At 63.5% G+C, this 26,108-nt stretch carries 24 protein-coding genes; 14 read left to right on the top strand and 10 right to left on the bottom strand.

Going from position 1 to position 26,108, the window contains the following annotated elements; genetic code table 11:
- Positions 1 to 192 precede the first annotated feature (192 nt).
- Positions 193 to 462 (top strand): hypothetical protein, encoded by a 270-nt coding sequence (locus ACTG4J_RS03210; RefSeq protein ID WP_439137077.1) that lies wholly within the window; start codon positions 193 to 195, stop codon positions 460 to 462.
- 4 nt (positions 463 to 466) lie between these two features.
- On the opposite strand, the gene ACTG4J_RS03205 is transcribed toward ACTG4J_RS03210, so the two are convergent.
- Complete coding sequence (locus tag ACTG4J_RS03205) at positions 467 to 919, bottom strand: helix-turn-helix domain-containing protein (protein ID WP_439137076.1); 453 nt, start codon at positions 917 to 919, stop codon at positions 467 to 469.
- A gap of 553 nt (positions 920 to 1,472) precedes the next feature.
- Between ACTG4J_RS03205 and ACTG4J_RS03200 the strand changes: the two genes are divergently transcribed.
- Positions 1,473 to 2,366, top strand: coding sequence for a hypothetical protein (locus ACTG4J_RS03200; protein ID WP_439137075.1), 894 nt, complete (start codon positions 1,473 to 1,475; stop codon positions 2,364 to 2,366).
- A 33-nt stretch (positions 2,367 to 2,399) separates the two neighbouring features.
- On the opposite strand, the gene ACTG4J_RS03195 is transcribed toward ACTG4J_RS03200, so the two are convergent.
- From ACTG4J_RS03195 to ACTG4J_RS03185, 3 genes are read right to left on the bottom strand one after another with little or no spacing between them, the layout of a single operon-like run.
- Complete coding sequence (locus ACTG4J_RS03195) at positions 2,400 to 4,388, bottom strand: TRAP transporter permease (RefSeq protein ID WP_439137073.1); 1,989 nt, start codon at positions 4,386 to 4,388, stop codon at positions 2,400 to 2,402.
- On the bottom strand, positions 4,388 to 4,858 hold the full coding sequence (locus ACTG4J_RS03190) for a DUF1850 domain-containing protein (RefSeq protein ID WP_439137072.1): 471 nt from the start codon (positions 4,856 to 4,858) through the stop codon (positions 4,388 to 4,390). The genes ACTG4J_RS03195 and ACTG4J_RS03190 overlap by 1 nt, the downstream gene beginning before the upstream one ends.
- Positions 4,855 to 5,814 carry a TAXI family TRAP transporter solute-binding subunit gene (locus ACTG4J_RS03185; protein WP_439137070.1) on the bottom strand — a complete coding sequence of 320 codons (960 nt, stop codon included), beginning with the start codon at positions 5,812 to 5,814 and terminating at the stop codon, positions 4,855 to 4,857. The genes ACTG4J_RS03190 and ACTG4J_RS03185 overlap by 4 nt, the downstream gene beginning before the upstream one ends.
- Positions 5,815 to 6,317: 503 nt before the next feature.
- On the opposite strand from ACTG4J_RS03185, the gene ACTG4J_RS03180 reads away from it, so the two are divergent.
- Positions 6,318 to 7,025 carry a cobalamin B12-binding domain-containing protein gene (locus ACTG4J_RS03180; RefSeq protein ID WP_439137068.1) on the top strand — a complete coding sequence of 236 codons (708 nt, stop codon included), beginning with the start codon at positions 6,318 to 6,320 and terminating at the stop codon, positions 7,023 to 7,025.
- Between the two features lie 12 nt (positions 7,026 to 7,037).
- Here ACTG4J_RS03180 and ACTG4J_RS03175 read toward each other — a convergent pair whose 3' ends face one another.
- Positions 7,038 to 7,658, bottom strand: coding sequence for a DUF1285 domain-containing protein (locus ACTG4J_RS03175; RefSeq protein WP_439137067.1), 621 nt, complete (start codon positions 7,656 to 7,658; stop codon positions 7,038 to 7,040).
- Positions 7,659 to 7,720: 62 nt separating this feature from the next.
- Here ACTG4J_RS03175 and ACTG4J_RS03170 point away from each other — a divergent pair, with 62 nt between their 5' ends.
- From ACTG4J_RS03170 to ACTG4J_RS03155, 4 genes are read left to right on the top strand one after another with little or no spacing between them, the layout of a single operon-like run.
- The gene (locus tag ACTG4J_RS03170) at positions 7,721 to 8,728 is read left to right on the top strand and encodes an AAA family ATPase (protein ID WP_439137065.1); all 1,008 of its coding nucleotides are present in this window, start codon (positions 7,721 to 7,723) and stop codon (positions 8,726 to 8,728) included.
- A complete protein-coding gene (locus ACTG4J_RS03165; protein WP_439137063.1) occupies positions 8,725 to 9,618 on the top strand; it encodes a DUF58 domain-containing protein in 894 nt (297 codons plus the stop codon). The genes ACTG4J_RS03170 and ACTG4J_RS03165 overlap by 4 nt, the downstream gene beginning before the upstream one ends.
- A complete protein-coding gene (locus tag ACTG4J_RS03160) occupies positions 9,615 to 12,386 on the top strand; it encodes a DUF4159 domain-containing protein (protein WP_439137061.1) in 2,772 nt (923 codons plus the stop codon). The genes ACTG4J_RS03165 and ACTG4J_RS03160 overlap by 4 nt, the downstream gene beginning before the upstream one ends.
- A 2-nt stretch (positions 12,387 to 12,388) precedes the next feature.
- Positions 12,389 to 14,455, top strand: a complete 2,067-nt coding sequence (locus ACTG4J_RS03155) for a hypothetical protein (protein ID WP_439137059.1) — start codon at positions 12,389 to 12,391, stop codon at positions 14,453 to 14,455.
- 66 nt (positions 14,456 to 14,521) lie between these two features.
- Here the strand turns inward: ACTG4J_RS03155 and ACTG4J_RS03150 are convergent, their stop codons facing one another.
- Positions 14,522 to 15,634, bottom strand: coding sequence for a DUF418 domain-containing protein (locus ACTG4J_RS03150; protein WP_439137057.1), 1,113 nt, complete (start codon positions 15,632 to 15,634; stop codon positions 14,522 to 14,524).
- A gap of 90 nt (positions 15,635 to 15,724) precedes the next feature.
- Positions 15,725 to 16,135, bottom strand: coding sequence for a CopD family protein (locus tag ACTG4J_RS03145; protein ID WP_439137055.1), 411 nt, complete (start codon positions 16,133 to 16,135; stop codon positions 15,725 to 15,727).
- Positions 16,136 to 16,261: 126 nt separating this feature from the next.
- Here ACTG4J_RS03145 and ACTG4J_RS03140 point away from each other — a divergent pair, with 126 nt between their 5' ends.
- The 6 genes from ACTG4J_RS03140 to ACTG4J_RS03115 all read left to right on the top strand — a co-directional run bounded on the left by ACTG4J_RS03140 (position 16,262) and on the right by ACTG4J_RS03115 (position 22,125).
- Entirely contained in the window at positions 16,262 to 17,707 is a 1,446-nt protein-coding gene (locus ACTG4J_RS03140) for an FAD-linked oxidase C-terminal domain-containing protein (protein ID WP_439137053.1), read from the top strand.
- Between the two features lie 87 nt (positions 17,708 to 17,794).
- Positions 17,795 to 18,910 carry an FAD-binding protein gene (locus tag ACTG4J_RS03135; protein ID WP_439137095.1) on the top strand — a complete coding sequence of 372 codons (1,116 nt, stop codon included), beginning with the start codon at positions 17,795 to 17,797 and terminating at the stop codon, positions 18,908 to 18,910.
- Positions 18,911 to 18,985: 75 nt separating this feature from the next.
- Positions 18,986 to 19,267, top strand: coding sequence for a hypothetical protein (locus tag ACTG4J_RS03130; protein WP_439137052.1), 282 nt, complete (start codon positions 18,986 to 18,988; stop codon positions 19,265 to 19,267).
- A gap of 10 nt (positions 19,268 to 19,277) precedes the next feature.
- Entirely contained in the window at positions 19,278 to 20,597 is a 1,320-nt protein-coding gene (gene glcF / locus ACTG4J_RS03125; protein ID WP_439137051.1) for a glycolate oxidase subunit GlcF, read from the top strand.
- Between the two features lie 82 nt (positions 20,598 to 20,679).
- On the top strand, positions 20,680 to 21,528 hold the full coding sequence (locus tag ACTG4J_RS03120; protein WP_439137049.1) for a trypsin-like serine peptidase: 849 nt from the start codon (positions 20,680 to 20,682) through the stop codon (positions 21,526 to 21,528).
- Between the two features lie 141 nt (positions 21,529 to 21,669).
- Positions 21,670 to 22,125: an Hsp20 family protein gene (locus ACTG4J_RS03115; RefSeq protein ID WP_439137047.1), complete on the top strand. Its 456-nt coding sequence runs from the start codon at positions 21,670 to 21,672 to the stop codon at positions 22,123 to 22,125.
- Between the two features lie 64 nt (positions 22,126 to 22,189).
- Here the strand turns inward: ACTG4J_RS03115 and ACTG4J_RS03110 are convergent, their stop codons facing one another.
- Genes ACTG4J_RS03110 through ACTG4J_RS03100 form a run of 3 tightly spaced genes read right to left on the bottom strand, consistent with a single transcriptional unit; the run spans position 22,190 to position 24,469 of the window.
- Complete coding sequence (locus ACTG4J_RS03110) at positions 22,190 to 22,396, bottom strand: hypothetical protein (RefSeq protein WP_439137045.1); 207 nt, start codon at positions 22,394 to 22,396, stop codon at positions 22,190 to 22,192.
- Positions 22,396 to 23,592 carry an MFS transporter gene (locus tag ACTG4J_RS03105; protein ID WP_439137043.1) on the bottom strand — a complete coding sequence of 399 codons (1,197 nt, stop codon included), beginning with the start codon at positions 23,590 to 23,592 and terminating at the stop codon, positions 22,396 to 22,398. The genes ACTG4J_RS03110 and ACTG4J_RS03105 overlap by 1 nt, the downstream gene beginning before the upstream one ends.
- Positions 23,593 to 23,596: 4 nt before the next feature.
- Positions 23,597 to 24,469: a hypothetical protein gene (locus ACTG4J_RS03100; RefSeq protein ID WP_439137042.1), complete on the bottom strand. Its 873-nt coding sequence runs from the start codon at positions 24,467 to 24,469 to the stop codon at positions 23,597 to 23,599.
- 157 nt (positions 24,470 to 24,626) lie between these two features.
- Here ACTG4J_RS03100 and miaB point away from each other — a divergent pair, with 157 nt between their 5' ends.
- On the top strand, positions 24,627 to 25,958 hold the full coding sequence (gene miaB / locus ACTG4J_RS03095; protein ID WP_439137041.1) for a tRNA (N6-isopentenyl adenosine(37)-C2)-methylthiotransferase MiaB: 1,332 nt from the start codon (positions 24,627 to 24,629) through the stop codon (positions 25,956 to 25,958).
- Positions 25,959 to 26,108: the final 150 nt, after the last annotated feature.

The following is a 26,108-nucleotide window of genomic DNA, read 5'->3' as shown; positions in this document are numbered from 1 at the left end:
TCCCCTATTATCTGACTGATTGCCGCTGCCCATGATGGGCGGCACGCGCATGAATTGTAAACCTTTGGCATGATCCAATAACCCCACGATTCGGCGCCTTTGATGGCTGCACATGCCGTCATGTTCGGTGCGCGAACAGCGGATGGGCCGGGCCCGGATATCGGTTGATCAAGCGAACGACGTTCGAAGGGAATGGACATGCAAGCCTTGGAAACGACAGCACGGCCCGATGCTTTGGCGACATCGATCAAACATCTGATCGATGAGATCATCTTGGTTTTTCCCGAAGGATCGGATGGTGAGGATGCCGAGATTCAAGGCCGGATCTGCCTGCGGCTATTGGAACAAGCACAACATGACGCCGAGCGCCTTTTCACGGCGATCATGCAAATGACACCGCCCGCAAGTGTAAAGGATCGGCTGCAAGCGGCCGTGCCACCCATCGTGATCTGTCAACGCTAGCGCGTCAGCTGACTTCGCTTTTGCGAAGTGCGGTGGTGATCGCCTCCAAATGACGTAGTGTTTCCAGCGACAGGCCGCGCAGATCTTGTGCGGCTTTCAACGTCATGCTCCATCCGGTATCGGTGCGCCGCTCGATCCAACCGCAATCGACCAGATCGGCGAGCTTGCGCTGCACCGTCGCCCGCGGAATTCCCGTCGAAAGCGCGATCGACGCCGTGTTGGTACACCCCATGCGCGGTATTTCGTCCAGCTTTTCCAAGTCGATTTTGCGCCAAGCCGCATCACCCTCGGACGCGAGGATGACACATACAATGAACATTTTATCCAGATCGCCGTGAAAGTGCTGGCGCGCGGAATGCAAAAGCCGGGCTGAGCTGGCCAGATGTATCGGAAAGATCACCCCGAAGGCTTCCGTTATCCGCTCCCGTTGGCTTTTCCGCTCAGGCGTACCGGACATGGTGGTTCACGTTTACTGATTGGGCCGTCGCAATGCCGGGGAGTCTCGCGGCGTGGGATGTCGGGGTTGTATCGTCATTCGATACGCGACGCGCACCAGCCCGCAGCCTTGCGTGCGACCAATCTGGTCTTGGGTGAATGTCATCATCCAATTGCGCATACCCTTAGAGAGCTTTTCGGCAAAGTTGCGGTTCAACGGAGCCTTCCGGCACCCCAAGCACGGGGTCTTATAAGTTTTTCTTACTTCATCTGGTCGGCCAAAGGTCCAAGCACAACTGGCCCATATGCCCATTTTGGACATGCCCACTATGGGCATACGTCCGGTGAACAAGCGGCGCTGCAAGATCCGGTGCGACAGACGCCAGACCCTCGGCCTGGCGATTTGTGGAATGTTGTCGACCTCCTGCTGCCCAAATTGGGCATGTGCAGGCGTTGTGTTCCGTTCACCATAAGGCGCACACAGGTGCCGGACGTAAGCCATGGCGTCATGTTGCGCGCGGCCCGGCACCCTTCCGCCGGAAAACGAGTATCTCCTCGGCAAAGGTTGGCTCATTTTGAAGAGCGATCGGCAAGAAAGACGCGGCTGGAGCGTCGCGCGTATTTTGCGCGATGGCTACGCGCATCTGCGTTTTCGCAAATCCGTGCTGCGTGATCGGGTGCTGACCATTTCAATGGACGGCATCATGGCGTCCAGCGGCGGTCTGGCGGGGTACCTGGCAAGCCTCGATGCGGTCCCCGGCTGTGGTGACCAGCAACGCGAGAGCATCCAGGCCGCGTTGATCGCCGAATTCCGCGCCCAAGCCGAAATGTCATCGCGTGCGGGCGACATGGTTTTGGCCCAGCGGTTGGCACATCAGGTCGAGACACTTGTGCCTGTGGGCGACACCGCGGGCGATACGGCGGTTGTCCAATTCCATCGTGCCGCAGCCCTTGAAGCTGTCTGCGCGCGTATGTGGCAAGACATGCCGACCCAGCGGTTCATCTATCTGCCCGAAACCCTTCCCGATCAGTCAAAGACAGCAGCGGTCATGGCGTGCGAGGGCTTGGCGGCCGCTGCGGTGATCGGCCCGTCATTCTGGGCACAAGTTCCTGAAAGCACGGCCCCGTCACATCAGCCCCAAGGGTTGATCTTGATCGACGGAGAAATCATTGGCGCGATCCGTGCCCGCTGCGGCCGCTATGCCGCGCTCAGCGAAGCGGCTTGGCAGGAGCAGAAATCCAAGCTCGTTGCCTTTTGCGCCGCGTTGCCTGCCGGGGTTGTGGTGAAGGTCGCCGATTTTGCTGGGGCAAAGCTGACGGCGGGCGCCATCCTTGGGTCCAGTCTGGTACTTCCGGTGCCCGGTGGGTCTGTGTGCTTGTCGCAAGCCGGGTGGCTGCCGGATATCATCGCCGCGTGCGAATTGGCGCAAGATGACGCGCAGGATTTGCCCGGCCTGCTTGCGGTCTAGGCCGTGCCATGTCCGTCAAGCTTGGCGATGGCATCAAAGGGCATCCGCTGAACCGCGTGCCGCGCCGGTCTTGCTGCCCCACCAGTTGAGTGCCAGCAGGGCCGCAATCAATATGACGCCTGCCACCTCGATCGTCAGGCTGGGCCAGAAGATCGCGATCACACCCGGCACCATCAAGACGCGGCTCCAGAGCGGCATGGCGCGCCACAAGAACCCCTCCAGCGCGGCGGCAAAGCCCACCAGCGCGATGATGGCGATGGCCCCGCTCCAGATCACCAAGGGCAGCGGCCCGCCAAGGATGATTTCCTCGTTGAAGACCATGAAGAGCGGGATGAGATACAGACCTTTCGCGTATTTCCATGCCTGTATGCTGGTTTCCATCGGTTTCGACCCCGCGATGGCCGCGCCGGCAAAACCGGCCAGTGCCACAGGTGGCGTGACGTTGCTGTCTTGCGAATACCAGAACACCACCAGATGCGCGATCAAAAGCGGGATGCCGAATTCTTGTGTCAGCGCGGGGCCGACAAGAATGATCAACACGATATAGGCCGCCGTGACCGGCAGCCCCATCCCGAGGATCAGGCTTGCGATCAGCACCAAGAGCAGCGCCAAGACGATATTGCCGCCCGAAAACGCGATCATCATGGCCGAGAATTTCAGCCCAAGCCCGGTCAGACCGACGACCCCCACGATGATGCCAGCAACAGCACAGGCCATGGAAACGGCGACCGCGTTGCGTGCGCCAAGCTCCAGCGCCTCGAGCGTCAGCGCCACGCCACGCCGGCAGAGCGCGACGAAGCCTGTGACTGTGGGGCCGTTGGCGTAGAACACCCACAATGCCCGCGCGCTGGCCGCCGCGATGATGGCGATGATAGCGTAAAAACCCACGCGCATCGGCGAATAGCCCGCCACCAAAAGCCAGACCAGCGCGACCAGCGGCAAAAGGAAATGCCAGCCGCCCGCCAGTACGTCGCGCACATTGGGCAGTTCGTCGCTCGAAAGGCCGGTCATGCCCTGTTTGACGGCCGCGATATGCACCAGCAGATAAACCGCCCCGAAATACAAGATCGCCGGAAAGATCGAGACCAGCACGATGTCGACAGAAGGCACGCGCGTGAATTCCGACATGAGGAACGCACCCGCCCCCATGAGCGGCGGCATGATCTGGCCGCCCGTACTGGCCGCGGCCTCGATCCCGCCTGCCTGTGCGGGGCGATAGCCGAGTTTTTTCATCAGCGGGATGGTGAAGGCCCCGGTGGTCACCACATTGGCGATGGCCGAGCCCGAGATCGAGCCCATGCCCGCGCTGGCGATGACCGCGGCCTTGGCCGGTCCGCCACGCTGCTTGCCCGTTGCGGCATAGGCCAGATCGATGAAGAACTTGCCCGCGCCGGTCACTTCGAGAAAGGCGCCGAAAAGCACGAAGATAAAGACAAAGGTTGCGGCGACACCAAGCGGGATGCCGAAAATACCCTCGGCGCCCAAGGTCATCTGGGATGCCACCCGCTCGAGCGAATAGCCGCGATGATTCATGATGCCGGGCATCAAATCCGCCAAAAAGGGCAACTCGCCCCGGCTTCCGGCAAAGGCATAGGCGATGAACACCGCGCCGATGATTGTCATGCCAAGGCCCACGGCCCGGCGTGCGCCTTCCAACACCACGAGGATCGTCAAGATGCCGATCCAGACATCGATGCTGCGCGGAAAGATCTGGTTGGCGATGATGTCGATGTTGATCGGCAGCCATGCGCCGACCACGACACTGGCCCCGATCAGCGACCCGTCGATCGCCCAGCCCAAGGCCCCGCGCGCGCGGTCGCGCCCGAAGGCGGGGTAGATCAGGAAGCACAAGACAAGAATGAAACCCAGATGGATCGGGCGCTGAAAGAACAGGCCCAGCGGTTGCACACCCGCGGCCCAAAGCTGGAACAGCGACAGCGCGATGCCGACAACGGCGATGACGCGCAGCACGATCCAAGGCTCTTGGGGTTTTTGTGCCGTGATCGAGATGTCGCTGGCCATCAATTCGTACCTTCCATCAATGCGATCGTGACCCGTGCGCGCGGCGCGATGGCCGACAGCGACAGGGTCGTGTCGCCTACTTGCAAACGGTGATCGACGATGCCGCGACCGGGGCGCAGGACATAGGCGTTACCCGCAACCGCTTCGTCGATGTCCAAGATCCAGTATCCGCCTTGCCCATCCGAAACCTGCCGCCCGCGGCCGGGGATGTGATCGAGACCCGCTGCGAAATCGGGCAGATGCGCGCGCACCAGAACCATCTGGCCGCCACGGTTCTCGTAGCAGTCGGAAACTTCGAAGCCCTTTACGGAGTGGTGCCACAACACGCACCAGCCAGCGCCTTCAGGCACAGTCAAGCGAGCGATTTCCGTGCCGTCTTCCAGCGTGGCGACAAGCTCGCCCGCGGTGGCGGAAAAGGTGGCGGTCAGAAGGAGGAGGGCAAAAAGCCCCCCTCCGAGCCGTTTGCTCACGGGCGCAGCGCGTCCGGGATCGCGGTGCCGATTTCCTCGAAGTAACGGATCGCGCCGGGGTGCAGCGGGATCGGCGTTGCAGCCAGGGTGAACTCGACTGTGGTCTGGTTCGCAGCCGGGTGCACAGCGCGCAGGTCTTCGATGTTTTCGAACATCGCGCTGGTGATCGCATAGGCCAGATCATCCGACATCTCGGACGACACGACCAGAACGTTGGGAACACCCAGAACGGTCGTTGCGCCAACACCGTCATAGATGCCCGCATCCAGCGTGGTCTGGGCAAAGATCGGGTCGGCGGCGCGTGCTGCTGCGATTTCTGCATCCGACAGCTCGATCATCACGATCGAGTTGGTGGTCGCGAGGTTCAAGATCGACGAGGTGGGCGCGCCCACCGACCAGAAGCCTGCATCGATATCGCCATTTGCCAGTGCATCGGCGGTCTCGTTGAAGTTCAGGCGCTGCTCGTCAATATCGTCATAGCTCATGCCATTGGCGTTCAGGATCGCAGCCGCGTTGACTTCGGTGCCCGAACCCGGTGCGCCGACCGACACGCGCTTGCCGCGCAGATCTTCGAGCGTGGTGATCCCCGATCCTTCAAGTGCCACGATCTGGATCATGTTGGCGTAAAGCGAGGCCAAGCCGCGCACCATCGGCAATGCATTGCCTTCGAAGCGACCGGTGCCGGTATAGCCCTGCTGGACGGTATCGGCCAAGGCGATCGCCAGATCCGCGTCGCCGGTGGCCACAAGGCCCATATTCTCGACCGAGGCGCCGGTGACTTCGGCGGTGGCGGAATAGCCGTCGATCTTGCCGTTGATGATCTCGGCCAAGCCGCCGCCCATCGGGAAATAGACACCACCCGTACCGCCGGTCGCGATAGAGAGTTGCTCTTGCGCGAAGACCGGCGTCGCGACAACGAGAAGGGTGCTGGCCGCAAGGGCTTTGAACAGTTTCATGGTAACCTCCCAAGTTTTGTTGTGGATCGCATTTAGACCATTCGTCCTTGGCTTCCAACACGATATTCGCCCATCGGGCCCTTTGCCGGCTCGGTTCAGCGCCTCAGACGGTCAAGCCGCAAGCCACATCGGCGACGCGGTCGCCCCACGACACTTACCAGCGGCACGCGCTTCGACTTTACCTGAAAGGCGCAATGATCCTTATTTCTTTGCCGTTTCTGGTGACATGTAAACTTGGTTTAAAAATATTTATGTAAACCTTGATTGACACTTTTTTCGGTGTACACTGGGATACAAAGGAAGGGCGCGTGCGGGCAGGATGGGAAATTCGTCAACTCCGCAGTGATACGAGAAGAACGACCGCGATGAAGAAAACGACCGATTTCCTTTCGCTGGTGGCCCCGGGTCAGGGGCTTCAATCCGGCGCCTTAGACGATCTTGCCAAAAGGGCGTTGGCGCGTTTGTGTCATGACAGCAAAGCCGGAAGACCCTCGGGCGATGCATTGACCATTCTCGGCGATCCTTGTGCCGCGGCCATGGCCTTTGCGCTGTGCGACCCCGATGATTGTGCCGCTCAGTTCTTGGTCGATGACCTGCTCGAAGCGGGGATCTCGGTCGAGGATCTTTGCCATGATCATCTTGCGCCTGCCGCCCGTCGGCTTGGCACGTTGTGGGACCGCGACCGCATTCCCTTTACCGATGTCGCCCTTGCGACCGCACGTATTCAATCGATCTTGCGTCGCTTGCCCGGCAGCCGCGCCAATCTGCACGACAAGCGTGGGCTGGGCGCGATTTTCGCCGCCGTTCCGGGCGAGATGCATACGCTTGGGGTGATGATGGCGGCGGATCTGTTTCGGCGTGGCGGCTGGGATATCAGCCTCCTCGTCGGGCTCACCCATGACGAGTTGCTGGCCCGCCTGACCCGCGACGACCGGCCGGTGATCGGGCTCAGCTGCTCGGGTGAGCATAGTTTCGGTGCCTTGCGGCGCCTATTGGCGGCGCTGGGCAATGCGCGACCCGATGCGCAGTTCTTGGTGTCGGGCCAGATCATCGCCGACCCCGCCCGTATCGCCGCTTTGCCGGTGCCGGTCATGGTGGTGGGCGATCTCGATAGTGCCGAGGCCGAGATGGCGCGGCTGGATGCGGTTTTGTCCTCGTCCAAGCTGACCCGCCTCAGGCCCGCGCGGGGACGCAGCGCCTCGATGGCGTGAAGGCGGCGTCGCTCAGCCGTCTTGGGATAATTCGCTTAGCGGGATGATCGGAAAGAACATGCCGCGCGACCACAGACCGAACCATCCCTTGCCCGCGACGTCATGCGGCTCGCCCAGATCGACGAGCCGATAAAAGCTCTTGCGGTCGATCAGCGCTTCAAGCCCTGCGCGCACATGGACGTAGGGGCGCGGGGCGCCTTGATCGTCGCGCGTCACCCGGATGGCGCAATCGGGGCCTGCGGGCACATGATCGCCCACATTGGTCACCAGCGTGACGGCCTGTGACGGGCCGCTGCCGGTGACATCGAAATCTTGCACCACAAAGGGTGCATCCTCGACCCGGATGCCCACCTTTTCGACCGGGGTGACAAGAAAATAGCTGTCCCCCTCGCGCTTGAGGATGGTGGAGAACAACCGCACCAAGGGCGCGCGTCCGATGGGTGTTCCTTCGTGGAACCATGTCCCGTCGCGGCGGATTTCCATGTCGATATCGCCGCAGAACGGTGGGTTCCACAGATGGATGGGCGGCAAGCCGCCGTCGCGCGTGGCACGCTTTGCGGCCTGCAAAAGCTGGTCGGTGCCTGTTCTTTGCGCATCTGTCACGATCTTTTGTCCCTTTGCATGCTTTGCCATTTGTGATCGGCGCAATAGGTCTGTTAGCACCAAACGATATACATACCCAGCGGAGCAATGCCATGTCCGACCCCGATACACGCGTCGCCGAGATCGAAGCGCTGGGCGCAAAACTGGCCGAGGCCAAGGCCGCCATCGCCACCAAGATCATCGGCCAGACCGATGTGGTCGATCTGGCCTTGGCCGCGATGCTGTCGGGCGGGCATGCCTTGTTGATGGGTCTGCCGGGGTTGGGAAAGACCTTGTTGGTCGATACCTTGGCCACGGTGATGGGCCTCAAGGCCAACCGGATTCAGTTCACCCCCGACCTGATGCCGGCCGATATCCTCGGCTCCGAGGTGCTGGATACCGGTGCCGATGGCAGCCGTAGCTTTCGCTTCATCGAGGGGCCGGTGTTTTGTCAGCTGCTCATGGCCGATGAGATCAACCGCGCCAGCCCGCGCACGCAATCGGCACTGTTGCAGGCGATGCAGGAACGCGAGGTGACGATCGCTGGCACCCATCATGCCTTGCCGCGCCCGTTCCAAGTTCTCGCCACGCAAAACCCGATCGAGCAGGAAGGCACCTATCCCTTGCCCGAGGCACAGCTTGACCGCTTCCTCGTGCGTATCGATGTGGCCTATCCCGACCGCGCGACCGAGCGGGGCATCTTGCTGGCCACGACCGGCACGGACACGGCGCGTGCGCATGCGGTCTTTACCCCAGAAGAATTGATCGCGGCGCAGGCCGTGGTGCGTGCCATGCCCGTGGGCGACAAAGTGGTGGAGTTGATCCTTGATCTTGTCCGCGCCTGCCGCCCCGAGGCCGAGGAGGCACCCGAGATCGTCCGCCGCACCGTCGCATGGGGGCCGGGACCGCGCGCGGCGCAGGCGCTGATGCTGACGGCGCGCGCGCGCGCGCTGCTTGATGGTCGGCTTGCCCCATCGCCCGAGGATGTGGCGGCCCTTGCCCGCCCGGTCCTGAGCCACCGAATGGCATTGAGCTATGGCGCGCGTGCCGAGGGTGCGGTTCTCGAACAGGTCATCGATCAGGTGACAGATCATGTTACGCGGATCGGAAAGGCCGCTTGAGCGATCCCGCCCGCCATACCGCGCAAACCCTGCGTTCGCGCTCGGAGGCCGTCGCCTCCGCCGCGCCGGCGTTGCTGGCCGATGCGCAGCATTTGGCCGCAACGGTGCTTTTGGGTGTGCATGGGCGCAAGCGCGCGGGCAGTGGGGATGAGTTCTGGCAATATCGCCCGGCACAGGCGGGCGATAGCTATCGCCAGATCGACTGGCGCCGTTCGGCCCTGTCAGACGGCCATTTCATCCGGCAAACGGAATGGCAGGCCGCACAGGCGATCATGATCGGCGTCGATGATGGGGCCTCGATGCGGTTCAGCGGGCATAAATCACGCCCCGAAAAACGCCGCCGCGCCCAGACATTGGCCATGGCGCTGGCGATCATCGCGTTGCGCGGGGGTGAGCGTGTGGGGCTGACGCATCTCACCGATGCGCCACGGGGTGGCACCGCACAGGCAATGCGCATCGCCACCGCCTTGATGGAGGAGCACGCCGACATCGATCACGGCACCCCGCAAGCCCAGATCATGCCCTTGGGCAGCCGCGCCGTGTTCTTTTCGGATTTCTTCGGCGACATCGCCATGGTCGAGCAAGCCCTTGGCCGCGCCGCCGACCGCGAGGTGAAGGGCGCGCTCGTGCAGATCCTCGACCCCGATGAGGAGCGTTTCCCCTATGATGGGCGCACGGTCTTCGAATCCATGACTGGCGCGATCCGTTTCGAGACGCTCAAGGCGCGCGGCCTGCGCGACGCCTATCTGGAACGTCTGACTGCGCGCAAAACCCAGTTGCAAGAGATCTGCCGCCGCACCGGCTGGCGCTATCATCTGCACCATACCGACCAACCCGCCGAGCCCACGCTGTTGTGGCTGCATCGCGCGCTCGAGCGGGTGCGGGCATGATAGCGGGACTTGCCTTTACCACGCCGCTCTTGCTGTTGGCGCTTTTGGCGCTGCCGATCTTGTGGTGGATCTTGCGCGCCGTGCCGCCCGCGCCGATCCGCCGCCGCTTTCCGGGTGTCGCCTTGCTTTTGGGGCTACGCGATGACGAAAGCCAAACCGACAAGACGCCGTGGTGGCTTTTGCTGTTGCGCATCGCCGCTTTGGCGGCGGTCATTATCGGCTTTGCCGGTCCGGTGCTGAACCCGCAGCCTGTGCGCGAGGGCGATGGCCCGGTCTTGATCTTGATGGATAGCTCTTGGGCATCGGCACCCGATTGGTCGGCCCGGCGCGATCGCGCGGCGCTGTTGTTGGACGAGGCCGCGCGCGCCGGGCGACCCGTCGCATTGGTGCAGCTGACCGATCTGCCCGGTGGTGAGGTCGCGTTGCAATCGGCCAATGCCGTGTTGCCGCGCCTGCCCTCGCTCGTACCGGCACCCTTTGCGCCCGATATGGTGGCCGCGGCCGCGTGGGCGCAGTCGCTGCCTGCATCGGTCGAGACATGGTGGATATCGGACGGGATCGCGCATCCCGAGCGGGATGGCTTGGCACAAGCCTTGATGCAGAAAGGGCGGCTTTCGGTGTTCGAGGGCGCGCGCGATGTGATCGCGCTTCGCCCGCCGCAGCTTGCCGATGGGATGTTGCAGGTCACCGCCATTCGCCGCGATGCCGCCGCCCCGCTGGGCGTCGAGATTATCGCCCATGGGCGCGACCCGCTGGGGATCGCGCGGGAATTGGCGCGCGTACCAGCGGATTTTGCGGTCGGTGGCACCAGCGCCGTGGCGGGTTTCGATCTACCGCCCGAATTGCGCAACCGGATCACCCGCTTCGAGATTGCAGGTCAGCGTGGCGCGGGTGCGATCGCGCTGACCGATGACGCGCTTCAACGCCGCCAAGTCGCGCTGATCGCGGGCGGGGCCACAGATGAGCAGCAAGCGCTTTTGTCGCCGCTGCATTACCTGCGCCAAGCGCTTGCCCCCAGCGCCGATCTGATCGAGGCGGCCTTGGGCGATGCGCTTTTGGCCAGCCCCGATGTGATCGTGCTGGTCGATATTGCCACGCTATCACCCGAGGAAGAGGCCGGGCTGATCGCTTGGGTCGAAAACGGCGGTTTGCTTTTGCGTTTCGCGGGGCCCCGGCTGGCCGCCTCCGACATCGCGCGCGATGTGGCGGGGCCGTTGATGCCCGTGCGCCTGCGCGCCGGTGGGCGCAGCGTCGGCGGCGCGATGAGTTGGGGTGAACCCAAATCGCTCAGCCCCTTCGGCGATAGCTCGCCCTTTTTTGGGCTGCCGATCCCCGACGATGTCACCGTCAATGCGCAGGTCATGGCCCAGCCCGACCCGATGCTGGCCGAACGCACCATCGCCACGCTCAGCGATGGCACGCCGCTAGTCACGCGCGCGCGACAGGGGCAGGGGGCGGTGGTGCTGTTCCATGTCAGCGCTAATGCCGAATGGTCCAGCTTGCCGCTTTCGGGGCTGTTCGTGCAGATGCTCGAGCGGCTGGCGGTGTCGACCCGCCCCGCCGCGCCTGAAGCTGCCGATCTCGCCGGCACGATCTGGACGCCCGATCAAGTCCTCGATGGGTTCGGGCAATTGCGCGATGCTGGCAACCGGCCGGGTGTCGATGGCGCCGATCTGGTTGCCTTGCCTGTTTCGGCCACGCTGTTGCCGGGGCTTTATGCCGCTGATGACCGGCGCATCGCGCGCAATGTGATCGGGGCCGAGACCGCGCTTGCCCCCGCGACATGGCCGCTTTCGGTGCCTGTGGCGGGATTGGTCACGGCCACACCCACCGATCTGATGGCCGCGTTCTTGAGTGCCGCGCTGATCTTGCTGCTGCTCGATGCGGTTGCCGCGCTTTGGCTTGCAGGGCGGCTCTCAGGTCTGGCGCGCGGGATGGCGGTCGTGATCTTGGCTCTTGGCATGCTACCGCAAGGCGCATTCGCGCAAGACGCCGAGGCGCTTTCACCGCAAGATCAGATCGCGATTCTTGCCACATCCGAGGTGAGCCTTGCCTTTGTCATCACCGGGGATGCCGCGCTCGACGCCATGTCGCGCGCGGGCCTTCAGGGTTTGTCGAACACGCTGTTTCAACGCACCTCGGTCGAACCCGCAGCGCCGATGGGGGTTGATCTCGAAACCGATGAGTTGAGCTTTTTTCCCATGCTTTACTGGCCTGTTTCAGCGGATCAACCGCTGCCATCAGCCACGGCCTATCGGCGGTTGAACGATTATATGCGTGCAGGCGGCATGATCGTGTTCGATACACGCGATGCCCATATCGGCGGCTTCGGCTCCGGCACGCCCGAAGGGCGGCGCCTGCGCGCGCTGGCGGCACCCCTTGATATTCCGCCGCTCGAACCGATCCCGGCCGATCATGTGCTGACGCGCAGCTTCTACTTGTTGCAGGATTTTCCGGGGCGGCACGCCTCGCGCGATGTCTGGGTCGAGGCGGCACCGCCTGACGCCGAACAGGTCGAGGGGATGCCCTTTCGCAATCTCAATGATGGGGTGACGCCGGTGATGATCGGTGGCAACGCTTGGGCGGCGGCTTGGGCGCAGGATGATTTCGGCCGCCCCCTCTACCCGATCGGGCGCGGCTCGACCGGTGAGCGCCAACGCGAGATCGCGCTGCGCTTCGGGGTCAATCTGGTGATGCATGTGCTGTCGGGCAACTACAAATCCGATCAGGTGCATGTGCCTGCCTTGCTTGAACGGTTGGGGCAGTAGCGATGGCGCAGACGATCCTCTTCGATCCGATTGTGCCGATGTGGCTGATATGGGCGCTGGGCGGGGCGAGCTTGCTCATCACCGCGCTGGCGCTTTGGCGCGGTTTGGCGGGTTGGCCTTTGCGCGCCTTGGCGGCGGTGGCGCTTTTGCTGGCGCTTGTGAACCCCGCCTTGCAATCCGAAGAGCGCGAGCCGCTGGCCGATATCGTACTGGTGGTGGCCGACCAATCCGCAAGTCAGCGCATTGCCGATCGCCCCGATCAGACCGAGGTCGCGCTTGCTGCCCTCGCGGTCGAGATCGCGGCACTTGGGATGGAGATGCGTCTCGGGCGTGTCGGCGATGATGCCGATAACGCCGGAACGCTCCTGATGACGGAGCTTGCGCGCATGCTGGCCGAAGAGCCGCGCGCACGGATCGCGGGGGCGATCGTCGTGACCGATGGTCAGTTGCACGATGCGGGGCTGGCCCCCGATCTGCCCGCGCCATTGCATGCCTTGTTGACCGGGCGCGATGATGATTGGGACCGTCGTTTGGTGATCGAAACCGCCCCGGCCTTTGGGATTATCGGTGAAGAACTGATGATCACCCTGCGCATCGACGATCAGGGCGCGGTGCCTGCGGGTCTTGCGGGTCGGGCCGAGATCTCGATCGCGATCGACGGCGCACCCGCCCGTGAATTCGCCGTTCCGACGGGTCAGACCCTCCAGTTGCCCCTGACACTGGAACATGCGGGCCAGAACGTCGTGCAATTCACCATCCCCGAAGCGATGGGCGAGTTGACGGCGCGCAACAACGCCGCCGTGGTACAGATCAACGGCATACGCGACCGCCTGTCGGTCCTGCTGGTCTCGGGCGAGCCGCATCCGGGCCAGCGCACATGGCGTAACCTGCTCAAGGCCGATCCATCGGTCGATCTGGTGCATTTCACCATCCTGCGCCCCCCCGAAAAGCAAGACGGGGTGCCGGTGACCGAACTCAGCCTGATCGCCTTTCCGACGCGGGAATTGTTTATGGAATCGGTCGATGATTTCGACCTGATCATTTTCGACCGTTACCAGCGGCGCGGCATCCTTCCGCTGACCTATTTCGACAATATCCGCCGCTATGTCGAAGATGGCGGCGCGCTGTTGCTGGCGGCAGGCCCCGATTACGCGGCGGCCGCCTCGCTCTATCGCTCGCCCTTGGCCGAAATTCTGCCCGGCCGCCCGACCGCGCGGGTCATCGAAACCCCGTTCTTGCCCGAAATCTCCGATTTGGGCGCGCGCCACCCCGTGACGGCGGGGCTGGCCCAGACGCATGCGCCCTTGGCGGGCAGTGACCAGCCTTGGGGGCGCTGGGTGCGGCAAGTCGAGGTGATCGAACAATCCGGCCAGACCGTGATGACGGGAAATGGTGGTGCGCCGCTGTTGATGCTCGACCGGGTGGGCGAGGGGCGCGTGGCGCTTTTGGCCTCGGATCACGCATGGCTTTGGGATCGCGGCTATGAGGGCGGTGGCCCGCAGCTCGAGATGTTGCGCCGCCTGGCCCATTGGATGATGGGCGAGCCCGAGCTTGAGGAAGAGGCGCTGGTCGCGGTGAGCGATGGCCAGACCATCCGCGTCACGCGCCGCACGCTGGCCGATACAGTGGGTACCCTGCGGGTGGTCTCACCCGATGGCAGCGAGAGCATGCTCTCGCTACAAGAATCCGAGCCGGGACGCTTCACCGCCGAGATCACGGCCGCCGAGCAAGGGCTTTACCGGCTGGCAGAAGGTGATCATGAAACCGTGATTGCCTTGGGCCCCGCTGCGCCACGGGAATTCGAACAGACCATCGCCTCCGACGTGCTGCTCGCGCCGCTGACCGCGCCGCTTGCTGGTGCGGTGATGCGCCTTGAAGACGGGATGCCGGATCTGCGGCGCGTGGCCGAGGGGCGCAATGCCGCCGGGCGTGGCTGGATCGGGCTGACGACGCGGCAGGCCTATGTGACCACAGATGTGACAGTGCGCCCGCTGATCGCGGCATGGCTGTTCACGTTGCTGGCGGCGGCACTCAGCCTTGCGGGATGGCTGCGCGAAGGGCGGCGCTGAAGGCTTGCTGCACAAGGCGCGCTGCGCCGTGCGTGGTGCACCCTGCGGGTTTCTTGCCGCGTGGCGTCATCGGGGGGATATCCCGCGCTGGGTAATGCGGCGCAGAACCCATTCGAACGGCCCCAGCGCAAAGACCTGACGCCATGCCGTGAGGGCGAGCATCAGCGCCAAAGTCACCGCAAGCGCGATGCAAATGGCCTGTGCCGCGCCGACCGCGCCCCAAAGCCCCGCGCCATAGGGCGCGAAAAGCGTCGACAGCAGGATCGACTGGCCAAGGTAGATGCTGAGGCTGGACGCACCCACCCCGCGCAAGGCCGCCATCACCGGCCCCGATACGGCGGGCAGCGCGGCGATCAGCCCAAGATACCCCAGTGTTGCAACCGGCGCGGCCAGCACGACGATCGCCTCGCCCATGCGCGCATCGCCCCATTGCCAAAGCGCCGCACCCGCGAGGCTGAGCAGGACGCCGGGCCAAAGGCAGACCCGCCGCGCGCGCGCCCAGAGCGGGTGCCGGGGATCGTCGATCAGCCCGGACCGCACTGCCGCCAGTCCAAGACAGAACCAGCCAAGGGCCGCGAAGCCTTGCAGCATCAGCAGGATCGGAAAGATGATGGCAAAGGATATCGCGCGGGCGATCACCACCTCTGGCCATGTGCCGCCTGTCATGATGGCGCGCTCGAGCGCGAGGATCTCGGGGTCGGTCTGGGGCGCAAGCAGCAGTAGCGGGATGGCAACGGCGACTTGACAGGCGAGTAGGATCGCGCCGACCCGGACAAGCCGCGCCACCGGCCAGTTGCGCCAGCGATACAGCAAACCCCCAAGCGCCGCGTAGAGCAGCAAGATGTCACCGGGAAAGAACAGCACCCCATGCAGCGCCCCAAGCAGCGCCAGCCCGACCATCCGGTTGCGGTAGAGCGTTCCGAAGGGCAGGGCACGCCGTTCGGCCGACCGGATCTGGAAGGCAAGGCCGACACCGAACATGAACGAAAACAGCCCGTAGCTTTTGAATAGGGCCAGCCCGTTGACGGCCCATATGGCCAGATCGTCGGTGGCTGTCCCAGCCTGTGCCGCCGCAAAGCCGAGGGTGGCGGGATAGGCCATGAACTGCACATTGACCACGACGATACCGAAGAGTGCCACAAGCCGCAGGTGGTCGGGCATCAGGGCGCGCGGTTCCATAGGGTCATCCTTGGTCAGGCTGTGCCGGTCACCGATAGCTTAGCGAGTTTGGGGCGGCCAGCACAGCCATCTTGCAGGCCGCGCGTCGGATCAGAACGGCTTGAACACCACGAGGATCAAGACACCGATGGCGCCGAACACGCTGATCTCGTTGAAGACGCGCAGCCAGAAATCGCTTTCGGTGAACACCCCCTTGCGCGCGCGCAGCACCAAGCGCCCGGTCCAGCCATAATGGGCCGCCAGTAGCGCCACGAGGCCAAGCTTGGACCAGACCCAAAGCGGATAGCCCCAATACCAACCCAGCCAAAGCCCCGTGGCGATCGCAATGACGCCCAGACCGAGCGAAAAGCGGTAGATGCGGATGGTCAGATCGCCGGTCGGCCCGAATTCACCCAGCCGCGCATATTCGCGCTTCCAGAAGATGATCGCGCGCGGCACCGCGAAAATGCCCGTCATCCAGCCGAGCACGGCCAAAAGGTGAAGAACCTTGATCCATTCCATGCGGCCAGTTGCCCCCTCGCGGCGCGCTTGCGCAAGGCGCGGATTTGTCTCAGGCAGTTTTTCGTTGCCATATGGTCGGATTGGTTATAATTTTTTACCAATTATTGCCAAGGAGGAGGGCGCGCTATGGAAATGCCGGCACCCAATGTGAGCATTTTATCCCGCAAAAGCAGGATCGTGGCGCGATTGGCGGCGGCTTTGCCCAAGGCTGCGGTGATTCACGACGAGGCCGAGTTGCGCGCCTATGAATGCGATGCGTTGACGGCCTATCGCTGTCCGCCCTTGGCCGTGGTGCTGCCCGCCTCGACCGCGGAGGTGGCCGCGGCACTCAAGATTTGCCATGCCGAGGGGGTGCCGGTGGTGCCGCGCGGCTCCGGCACATCGCTGGCGGGCGGCGCGCTACCCACGGCCGATAGCGTGATCTTGGGTGTTGCGCGCATGACCCAAGTGCTCGAGACCGATTATGATAACCGCTTCATTCGCGTGCAAACGGGCCGCACCAACCTGAGCGTCACGGGCGCGGTGGAGCAAGAAGATTTCTTCTACGCCCCCGACCCGTCGAGCCAGCTTGCTTGCGCCATCGCGGGCAATATCGCGATGAATTCGGGCGGGGCGCATTGCCTGAAATACGGTGTGACGACCAACAATCTGCTCGGCGTCACCATGGTCACCATGGAGGGTGAGGTGCTGGAGATCGGCGGCGCGCATCTGGATGCGGGCGGCTATGATCTGCTGGGCGTCATCTGTGGATCGGAGGGGCAATTGGGTGTGGTGACGGAAGCCACGCTGCGCATCTTGCGCAAGCCCGAAGGCGCGCGCCCCGTGCTGATCGGCTATACGAGCTCCGAGGTGGCGGGGGCCTGCGTGTCGGACATCATCAAGGCGGGCATCTTGCCCGTGGCCATCGAGTTCATGGACCGACCCTGCATCGAGGCGACCGAAGCTTTCGCCAAGGCGGGCTACCCGATGTGCGAGGCGCTGCTGATCGTCGAGGTTGAGGGCAGCCCCGCCGAGATCGACGAGCAACTGGCCCTGATCAAGCAGATCGCCCAGACCCATGACCCGGTCGAGCTGCGCGAGGCGCAATCCGAGGATGAGGCCAAGCGCATCTGGCTGGGCCGCAAATCGGCCTTCGGCGCGATGGGGCAGATCAACGACTACATGTGCCTCGATGGTACGATCCCGGTGTCGTCCTTGCCCTATGTACTCCGGCGGATCGGCGAGATGTCAAAGGAATATGGGCTGGGCGTGGCCAATGTGTTCCATGCGGGTGATGGCAACATGCATCCCTTGATCCTGTTCGATGCCAACAAGCCCGGCGATCTGGAACTGTGCGAGGCTTTCGGTGCCGATATCCTGAAGCTTTGCGTCGAGGTGGGCGGCTGCCTGACCGGCGAGCATGGGGTGGGGATCGAGAAGCGCGACCTGATGAACGTGCAATTCGCCCCCGAGGATCTGGAGGCGCAGATGCGGGTCAAGGATGTGTTCGATCCGGATTGGTTGCTGAACCCGGCCAAGGTGTTCCCCTTGGCCGTATCACAAGCGCGGCGTGAAAGGGATGTCGCCGCCTGACGGCGCCGACCCATGCGAGGGGGGCTGTCGGCCCCCCTCGCGCTCCCCCCGAGAGTATTTTCGAAGCAAAGAAGGACGGGTGCGATGTTGAGCCCTGCGACAGAAGGCGAGTTGAGCGAGATCGTGGCGGACGCCACCGGGCCGCTGCGCGTCATGGGGGGCGGCACACGGGCGATCGGTCGTGCGGTGGCCGGAGAGGTCGTTTCGGTTGCGGCCCTCAGCGGCGTCGAGCTTTATGAACCCGGCGCGCTGACCATCGTGGTGCGCGCGGGAACGCCCTTGGCCGAGGTCGAGACCGTACTGGCGGCCGAGGGTCAGCGCCTGCCCTTCGAGCCGATGGATCACCGGGTCTTGCTCGGCACGACAGGGGAGCCGACGATCGGCGGCGTGGTCGCGGCCAATGTCTCGGGTCCGCGGCGCATTCAGGCGGGGGCGGCGCGCGACAGCCTGATCGGGCTGCGCTTTGTCGATGGCCGCGGCACGGTCATCAAGAACGGCGGGCGGGTCATGAAGAACGTCACCGGCTATGATCTGGTCAAGCTGATGGCGGGAAGCTGGGGCACGCTGGGTGTGTTGAGCGAGGTGGCTTTCAAGGTTTTGCCCGCGCCTGCGGCGGCGGCGAGTTTGTCGCTGTCGGGTCTGTCGCATACGCGCGCCGTTGCGGCGATGGCCGCGGCACTTGGCTCACCTTTCGAGGTGAATGGTGCGGCGCATCTTTCCCAGACTGGCCAAACCCTTCTCAGGATCGAAGGCTTTGCTGCCAGCGTCGCCTATCGGGCCGAGCGGTTGGCGGATCTGATGGCCCCTTTCGGGGCGGTAACGGTCAATACCGACGCGGCCATGGTCTGCGCGATCTGGCGAGATGTGCGCGATGTGGCGGGATTTGCGGGGCGCGCGGGCGATGTCTGGCGCGTGTCGGTCAAGCCATCCGATGCGCCGGCGCTGGCCGCGCGGATCGGGGGCGATGTGATCTTCGATCTGGGTGGCGGTCTGATCTGGGCGCTGGTGCCCGAAGGCAGTGATCTGCGCGCCCGGCTCGGTGATTTCACGGGCCATGCCATGCTGATCCGGGCTGATGCCGCGACGCGCGGGCGCATCGCGTCGTTCCAGCCCGAAGCTGCACCGCTTGCCGCAATCGCCGCGCGGCTGCGGGCGACATTCGATCCGCGGGGTATTTTGAACCCCGGGCTGATGACTGGTTGAGGGAGATCCGATTTGTTGAATGAAGCCGTTCTTTCCGCTCTTCCCGCCGCCGCGCTTTTCGGCGGATTGGTGTTGATGAGCGACCGCAAGCTTGGCGCGCTTTTGGCGCAAGCGGCGCTGGTCTTGGCCGTCGTGCTGATCTTCGTTGCGATCTTGTTCGAAGATGGCGCGCTGGGGCTGAGTGCGGCAGGGCTTGCCGGGGTTGGTATCGCGCTGGTCTCGGCGGCCGTGGCGGGGATGCTCTATCATCTTTATCTTGGCCGCTTCACCCGTGTCTGGGCCGCGCGCGCCGTTTTCACCGCCTTGTTCTTGGGCGTGTCGAGCGTGTTCAGCATTGTCCTTCTGTCCTTGATCTGAGAGTGCCGCGATGCAAACCAATTTCACGCCCGAGCAGCTCAAATCACCTGCGATCCAGCGCGCCAACGAGGTGCTGCGCTCTTGCGTGCATTGCGGCTTTTGCACCGCGACCTGCCCGACCTACCAAGTCTTGGGCGATGAGTTGGATAGCCCGCGGGGGCGGATCTATCTTATAAAAGATATGCTCGAGAAAGGGCGGCCCGCGGACGCCAAGACGGTGCAGCATATCGATCGCTGCCTGTCGTGTCTGGCCTGCATGACGACCTGCCCCTCGGGTGTGCATTACATGCATCTGGTCGATCACGCGCGGGAGTATATCGAGCAGACCTACAAGCGCCCGCTTTTCGAGCGCGTGCTGCGCTGGACGCTTGCAAAGATCCTGCCCTATCCGACGCGGTTTCGGGTGGCGCTTCTGGGGGCCAAGATCGGGCGGCCCTTTGCCTTCCTCATGCCTGATGCCCGGCTCAAGGCGATGCTGGCGATGGCGCCGAAGACCATCCCGCCCGTCAGCCGCAATGACGACCCGCAGGTGTTTCCTGCACAGGGTGAGCGGAAGATGCGGGTGGCGCTGATGACGGGCTGTGCGCAGCGCGCGCTCAATACCGATATCAACGATGCCACCATCCGGCTGCTCACGCGGCTGGGTTGCGATGTGGTGATCGCCGAGGGGCAGGGGTGCTGCGGGGCCTTGACCCACCACATGGGCAAGACCGCGGAAAGCCATGCGACGGCGGCCAAGAACATCAGGGCCTGGACGCGCGAGATGGCGGGCGGGGGGCTGGATGCCATCGTCATCAACACCAGCGGTTGCGGCACGACGGTCAAGGATTACGGGCATATGTTCCGCACCGAAGCCCTTGCCCCCGAGGCGGCTGCGGTCAGCGCCATTGCGATGGATGTCTCGGAGGTGCTGATGAAGCTGGACCTACCCGAGGGACGGATGGGTCACCGCGTCGCCTATCACGCAGCCTGTTCGTTGCAGCATGGCCAGCAGATCAAGACCTATCCCAAGGATTTGCTCAAGCGCGCGGGTTTTAGCGTGGTCGAGCCTGCCGACAGTCATCTGTGCTGTGGCTCGGCCGGTACCTACAACCTGATGCAGCCCGAGATTTCGGGGCAGCTCAAATCGCGCAAGGTGCAGACGCTCGAGGCGACGCAGCCCGAGATCATCGCGGCGGGTAATATCGGCTGCATGATGCAGATCGGCTCGGGCACAGAGATCCCCATCGTGCATACGGTCGAATTGCTCGACTGGGCGACGGGCGGGCCGCGTCCTGCGGGGTTGGATGCCGAGGGCAAGCGCGCCTTGGCGGTGCCGATCCTGCGCTAAGGCATAAATTGGCGCAAAGCGGCCTCAATTCTGCCGAATCGGATCGCTAGGACGCGGTGAAGTCTACTGATCCGGTCCTGCCATGCGTCTTGTTATTGCCCGCTTGTTGATCGCCTTGCTGCCCTTGGGCGTGCCTTTCGTCGTGACGGCGCAATCGCTGCCGCAGATTTCGGGGGCGGGTACGGTGCGCCCCTTGGTCTCTGCCGATGCCGCGCGCGGATGGGAGGCGGTCGGGCGTCTGGATACGGGTGTGTCATTCTGCTCGGCGACATTGGTAGCACCCGATCTGGTGCTGACAGCCGCGCATTGCCTTTATGATGATAACAATCGTCGGATCGCCGATGATGCGCTGAGTTTCGCTGCCGGGCTGCGCAATGGGCGGCCCGAGGCGACACGCAGGGTGACGCGCTCCTTCGTGCCGGGTGATTTCCGGTCCACGCAGGGCCCTCCGCCGATGTCGTTGATCGCACATGACATTGCACTTCTCGAATTGGATCAGCCGATCTTGTCGGGTTTGGTCGTGCCGATCCGCACGGGCATTCAGGGGCATTTGCGCGATGTGGTCACGATCGTATCTTACGGGCGTGATCGCGAGAGCTATGCCTCGATCCAAGAGGATTGCGAGATCGTCGGGCGCGAGGAGGCGATCACCGCGCTGACATGCAAGGTTGTGCAGGGCTCGTCTGGCTCGCCGATCCTGCGCCAGACCCCCTCCGGCTTCGAAGTGGTCGCGGTTGTCTCGGCAATGGGGCAATGGAACGGGGAAGATGCCGCCTTCGCGGTCGATGTCGATGCGCTTTTGCCCGGCTTGATGGCGGCAGCGCGCACCGTGCCCGGTCGCAGCCCGCGCGGCGGAAACGGCGTGGCCCTGCGCCCTGTCGCAGGTGACGGTGGGCGTGGTAATCTGAGCGCGCGCTTCATCCGGCCCTGAGCAGGGCTTGAAAGCGGTTTTTCCACTTCCTACCTCGAAAAGCGGGGCGGTGCCGCGATGTCGGGCCGTTCCATGAACCCAAGGACCGTGCCCTTGTCGGGCGGTCCATCATGACAGTTGTCGCTCAATGGAGGATGACAAATGAGAAGCTATGACCTTTCCCCGCTTTACCGTGCCACCGTCGGTTTCGACCGTATGGCCGATCTTTTGGACCGCGTGCTGACCCAAGACAGCACCGCCAGCACCTATCCGCCCTATAATATCGAGAAGACCCAAGATGGGGCTTATAGAATCTCGATCGCCGTGGCGGGCTTTGCCGAGGATGAATTGAGCGTCGAGCAGCGTGAGCAAGAGTTGATCGTCGCCGCGCGCAAGGCCGCCGAGGCGGGGGATCGCACCTATCTGCATCGCGGGATCGCGACGCGCGCCTTTGAAAAGCGGTTCCAGCTTGCCGATCATGTGCGGGTGACGGGTGCAACCCATGAAAACGGCATGCTGCATGTCGATCTTCTGCGCGAGGTGCCCGAGGCGTTGAAGCCGCGCCAGATCGCGATCACCACGGGCGCATCCAAGGTCATCGAGGCGCAAACCGCCTGAGCCGTTCTTATGCAAGAAAAGGGGGCGATCCGGCTGGGTCGCCCTCTCTGTTTGGTCGGTGGCGTCAGGTGGGAAGCGGAACAAGCCCCAGCCAAAGGGCCGCGCCCCCGACCACGAAGGCGATCAACAACAAGCGCCGCAAGAGGCGGCGGAAAAGTGTTGCTGCAAGTGCTGTCGCCAAGCCCAGCACTATGCCACCCTCCGGGCCGAAGGCGGCGTGGCCGATCAGGCCACCGCCCCCGGTGGCCGCGAGAAAGATCAGCCAGCCCATCATGCCCCGATCTGTGGCGGCAATCGCCGCAGCAAAAGCGCCCCGAGAAGTGGTGCGCTCACGCACAACATGATCACCGCGCCATAGCCTGCGGTATCGGCCAGAATGGCCCCGAGACCCGGCGCGATGGCAAAAGCGAAAAGCGAGACCCGCGCCACCGCCCCTGCGCTTTCACCGAAACCCGCCTCGCCCATCACATCGCGCGTCACGACCGGGCGTAGGATCGAGATCACGCCATTGCCCATGCCTTGCGCCACAGCGAAGACCAAGGCCAGCACCGGCAGTACCGCGGCTGCGCCCATGGCCAAGGCGGCGAAACTTAACATGATGAAGGCCCCGAGCGCGACCTGCCAAGCAGACACCCGCGCACCGGCTAGCATCAAGAGGATGCGCGCGGCCACCTGTGCCGGCCCAATCGTCGCGGCCGCAAGGATCGCAAGCCCCGTCGGCACACCCAAGGCGGCCATCAGCGGCAGCAGATGGGCCAGCAAGATCGCCGATCCAAGTGCGGTTAGCGCGAAACCGCCTGCCAATGGCCAAAATCCGGGCCTGCGCATGATGTGTGACGGGGCAAGGCTGGGTCGCTCCGCCGGTTTTGGGTTGCGCGTTTGCGCCTCCATCTCCAGCCGTTTGGCCCCCAGCCACAACAGCGGCAGAACGAGGATCAGGACCAACCCCGCCAAGACCCAGACCGCCGCCCGCCATCCGCCGGTCTCGATCATCACCGCGCTGAGCGGATAGGCCAGCGTCGAGGCAAAACCCGCCGCCAGCGTGATCGCGGTGATGCTCGCACGGGCATGCGCGCCGCGTGCGCGCGTGACGACGGAAAAGGCGGCGTCGTAAAGCGTAAAGCCCATCATCAGCCCCAGCCATGTCCAGACCGCGTAGAACTGCCACAGCGTGCTGATCTGGGTCAGCGCGACAAGGCCCGCAAGCGCGCCCATCGCGCCCAAGGGCATGCCGAATGGCGCCAGCCCGCGATCGATGAAGCGCCCGACCCAAGGTGCTGCCAATCCCTGCATCGCCAGCGCGATGCTGAAGGCTCCCATCGCCTGTGTGGCCGACCAGCCGAATTCGGCCTGCCATTCAAGCACGAGCGCGGGAAAGCTGTAGAAGATCGCGGCCCAGATCACGGTTTCCGCGATCATGAAGGACAAGATCGCCGGATCGCGCCACGCCTTGGGGGGCGTGGTCATCGCGTCAGAACCATTGGCCGGGCTCCATCAGGCCCAGCTCCATCAACTGTAGCGACGACCAATGAAACTGGGTCGATTTATGCCACCTGAAATCGGCGATATCGTGGCGAGAGCCGGGATTGGTACGCAGCGCCTTGGCCACGCGGAACGAACAGATCGTCGCTGTCAGCGAATGATGCCACGGGCAGGCATAGGTGTTCATCTCTTCATCGCTGAGCGTGTGATCGTCGTATAGCCGCAAACCGGGCATGGCCTGAAACAGGGCGATACGGTCGATCTTGCGTTTGGGTTTGGCGACATGCTCTTCGAAACGCCAGCGCAGGCCGCCGTAGAAATTGAGCTGCCGTTCCTTGGGGTGGCCGTTGATGTCGGGCCGCCCCTCGGCATAGTAGCCCGAGCTGTCCAGCATTGCGCTATCGAGCGACACCGCATTGGGATGGGTGCGCAGATCGGGGGCGTAGAGGTCGATCACATAGGTCAGGATCGCGCTGCGCCGCTCTTCCATCACCCATGTCACCATCTCGCCCACGCTGCGATCCTCGCAGAACGGATAGAACAGGTATTCGCCATTATAGCAGTAGTGCAGCCATTCGCCGGGCATCTTGTCGATCAAGATATTCACCGCCGCCTGCGTGGCGCCCGGCGCACGGGTGCGCGCGCGGATCACATGCAGCTGAACCGCGATATCATCCATCAGCGGCGGCACATCGAGATCGGGCGAAGCCAACACGAAGATATGGCGAAAGCCCAAGCTGCGCAGATGCGCGATGGTCGACGCCACCTCGATCCCGTCCTCGGCGATCATCATCGCGGCCGGACCTTTGCCGAAACTGCCCGGGACGACCGTGGCGAACTGTTCGATATTGTCGAAATTCATGGTGCCTGTCTGGCCGAGAAGCTGCGTGGGTTGCCCTTGAGCGTAGTGTGTCGCGTCATGGCGATGTTTTCAATGATGCGATCGGTTGAAGCAAGTCGTCTTGCCGTGTACACGCCAGCCATCAAGGAATTCTTATCAGCCGGGGCCGGGCGACGCGATGACCGAGGCGAAAAAGCTCTACGTCAAGACATTCGGTTGTCAGATGAATGTCTATGACAGCGAACGCATGGCCGAGACGCTGGGCGCGCAGGGCTATGAGCAGGTCGATACCGCAGAAGCCGCTGACATGATCTTGTTCAACACCTGCCACATCCGCGAGAAAGCAGCGGAAAAGATGTATTCCGATCTGGGGCGTCTGAAGCCGCTGCATGACGCCAAGCCCGACCTCAAGATCGCGGTCGCCGGTTGCGTCGCACAGGCCGAGGGCGAAGAGATCTTGCGCCGCCAGCCCATGGTCGATCTGGTTGTTGGCCCGCAGACCTATCATCGCTTGCCTACGATGATGCAGGCTGTGGATCGTGGCGAGCGGGTTCTCGACACCGATTTCCCCGAAGAGGACAAATTCGTCCATCTGCCGCAAGATCGCCGCCCGATGCGTGGGCCGACCGCCTTCCTGACCGTACAGGAGGGCTGCGACAAGTTCTGTTCCTTCTGCGTCGTGCCATATACGCGCGGTGCCGAGGTCAGCCGCCCGGCTGAACGCTTGCTGCGCGAGGCGCGCGATCTGGTGACGCGCGGGGTGCGCGAGATCACGCTTCTGGGCCAGAACGTCAACGCCTATCATGGCGCGGGTCTCGATCGCGGCGAATGGGGACTGGCGCGCCTGGTGCGTGAGATGGCCCGGATCGACGGGCTTGACCGCATCCGCTACACCACCTCGCATCCCAACGACATGGAGGACGATCTGATCGCCGCTCATGGCGATTGCGAAAAGCTGATGCCGTATCTGCATCTTCCGGTGCAGTCGGGATCGGACACGATCCTCAAGGCGATGAATCGCAAGCATACTGCCGAAAGCTATATCCGGCTGATCGAACGCATCCGCGCCGCAAGGCCCGATCTGGTCTTGTCGGGCGATTTCATCGTGGGTTTCCCCGGCGAGACCGAGGCCGATTTTCAGGCCACGCTCGATCTGGTGGCGGAAGTCGGCTACGGGGCGGCCTATTCGTTCAAATATTCCGCACGGCCCGGCACACCCGCCGCCGAGCGCGCGATCGTTGACGCCGATGTCGCCGATGAGCGTCTGCAACGCCTGCAATCCTTGATCACCGCCCAGCAACGCGCGACGCAAGAGGGCATGATTGGGCGGGTGGTCAACGTATTGTTCGAAAAACCGGGGCGCAAGGAAGGCCAGCTCAGCGGCAAATCCGAGTATCTGCATGCCGTGCATTGCGATGGGCCAGAGGCGCTTTTGGGCCAGATCGCACCGGTTGAAATCATCGCCACGCAAAGCAATTCCCTGACAGGGCGCTTGACCGCACAACCCTGATGGCGCCCTGCAGATGGCATTTCGGTGCCCGCCGAATGGCCGCTTTGGGCGATTTTGACACAATATCCAGCGTAAATTACGCGGATTGTTTCCAAATCTGTGTCTCTACCAGCAAGAAACCGCTTCCCTTATGGGGACGTGATGTTATCT

It is taken from the genome of Roseicyclus sp., assembly GCF_965662675.1.
Taxonomy (GTDB): domain Bacteria; phylum Pseudomonadota; class Alphaproteobacteria; order Rhodobacterales; family Rhodobacteraceae; genus Roseicyclus.
The sequence above is the reverse complement of the archived record's forward strand: the minus strand, read 5'-3'. Positions and strand labels throughout refer to the sequence as shown.

Coding starts and splice junctions, on each gene's coding strand:
- ACTG4J_RS03160 (WP_439137061.1), top strand. CDS start 9,615: ATGATAGCGGGACTTGCCTTTACCACGCCGCTCTTGCTGTTGGCGCTT.
- ACTG4J_RS03185 (WP_439137070.1), bottom strand. CDS start 5,814: ATGAAACTGTTCAAAGCCCTTGCGGCCAGCACCCTTCTCGTTGTCGCG.
- ACTG4J_RS03115 (WP_439137047.1), top strand. CDS start 21,670: ATGAGAAGCTATGACCTTTCCCCGCTTTACCGTGCCACCGTCGGTTTC.
- ACTG4J_RS03195 (WP_439137073.1), bottom strand. CDS start 4,388: ATGGCCAGCGACATCTCGATCACGGCACAAAAACCCCAAGAGCCTTGG.
- ACTG4J_RS03100 (WP_439137042.1), bottom strand. CDS start 24,469: ATGAATTTCGACAATATCGAACAGTTCGCCACGGTCGTCCCGGGCAGT.
- ACTG4J_RS03150 (WP_439137057.1), bottom strand. CDS start 15,634: ATGGAACCGCGCGCCCTGATGCCCGACCACCTGCGGCTTGTGGCACTC.
- glcF (WP_439137051.1), top strand. CDS start 19,278: ATGCAAACCAATTTCACGCCCGAGCAGCTCAAATCACCTGCGATCCAG.
- ACTG4J_RS03170 (WP_439137065.1), top strand. CDS start 7,721: ATGTCCGACCCCGATACACGCGTCGCCGAGATCGAAGCGCTGGGCGCA.
- ACTG4J_RS03145 (WP_439137055.1), bottom strand. CDS start 16,135: ATGGAATGGATCAAGGTTCTTCACCTTTTGGCCGTGCTCGGCTGGATG.
- miaB (WP_439137041.1), top strand. CDS start 24,627: ATGACCGAGGCGAAAAAGCTCTACGTCAAGACATTCGGTTGTCAGATG.
- ACTG4J_RS03110 (WP_439137045.1), bottom strand. CDS start 22,396: ATGGGCTGGCTGATCTTTCTCGCGGCCACCGGGGGCGGTGGCCTGATC.
- ACTG4J_RS03105 (WP_439137043.1), bottom strand. CDS start 23,592: ATGACCACGCCCCCCAAGGCGTGGCGCGATCCGGCGATCTTGTCCTTC.
- ACTG4J_RS03210 (WP_439137077.1), top strand. CDS start 193: ATGGACATGCAAGCCTTGGAAACGACAGCACGGCCCGATGCTTTGGCG.
- ACTG4J_RS03175 (WP_439137067.1), bottom strand. CDS start 7,658: ATGGCAAAGCATGCAAAGGGACAAAAGATCGTGACAGATGCGCAAAGA.
- ACTG4J_RS03155 (WP_439137059.1), top strand. CDS start 12,389: ATGGCGCAGACGATCCTCTTCGATCCGATTGTGCCGATGTGGCTGATA.
- ACTG4J_RS03130 (WP_439137052.1), top strand. CDS start 18,986: ATGAGCGACCGCAAGCTTGGCGCGCTTTTGGCGCAAGCGGCGCTGGTC.
- ACTG4J_RS03205 (WP_439137076.1), bottom strand. CDS start 919: ATGTCCGGTACGCCTGAGCGGAAAAGCCAACGGGAGCGGATAACGGAA.
- ACTG4J_RS03120 (WP_439137049.1), top strand. CDS start 20,680: ATGCGTCTTGTTATTGCCCGCTTGTTGATCGCCTTGCTGCCCTTGGGC.
- ACTG4J_RS03140 (WP_439137053.1), top strand. CDS start 16,262: ATGGAAATGCCGGCACCCAATGTGAGCATTTTATCCCGCAAAAGCAGG.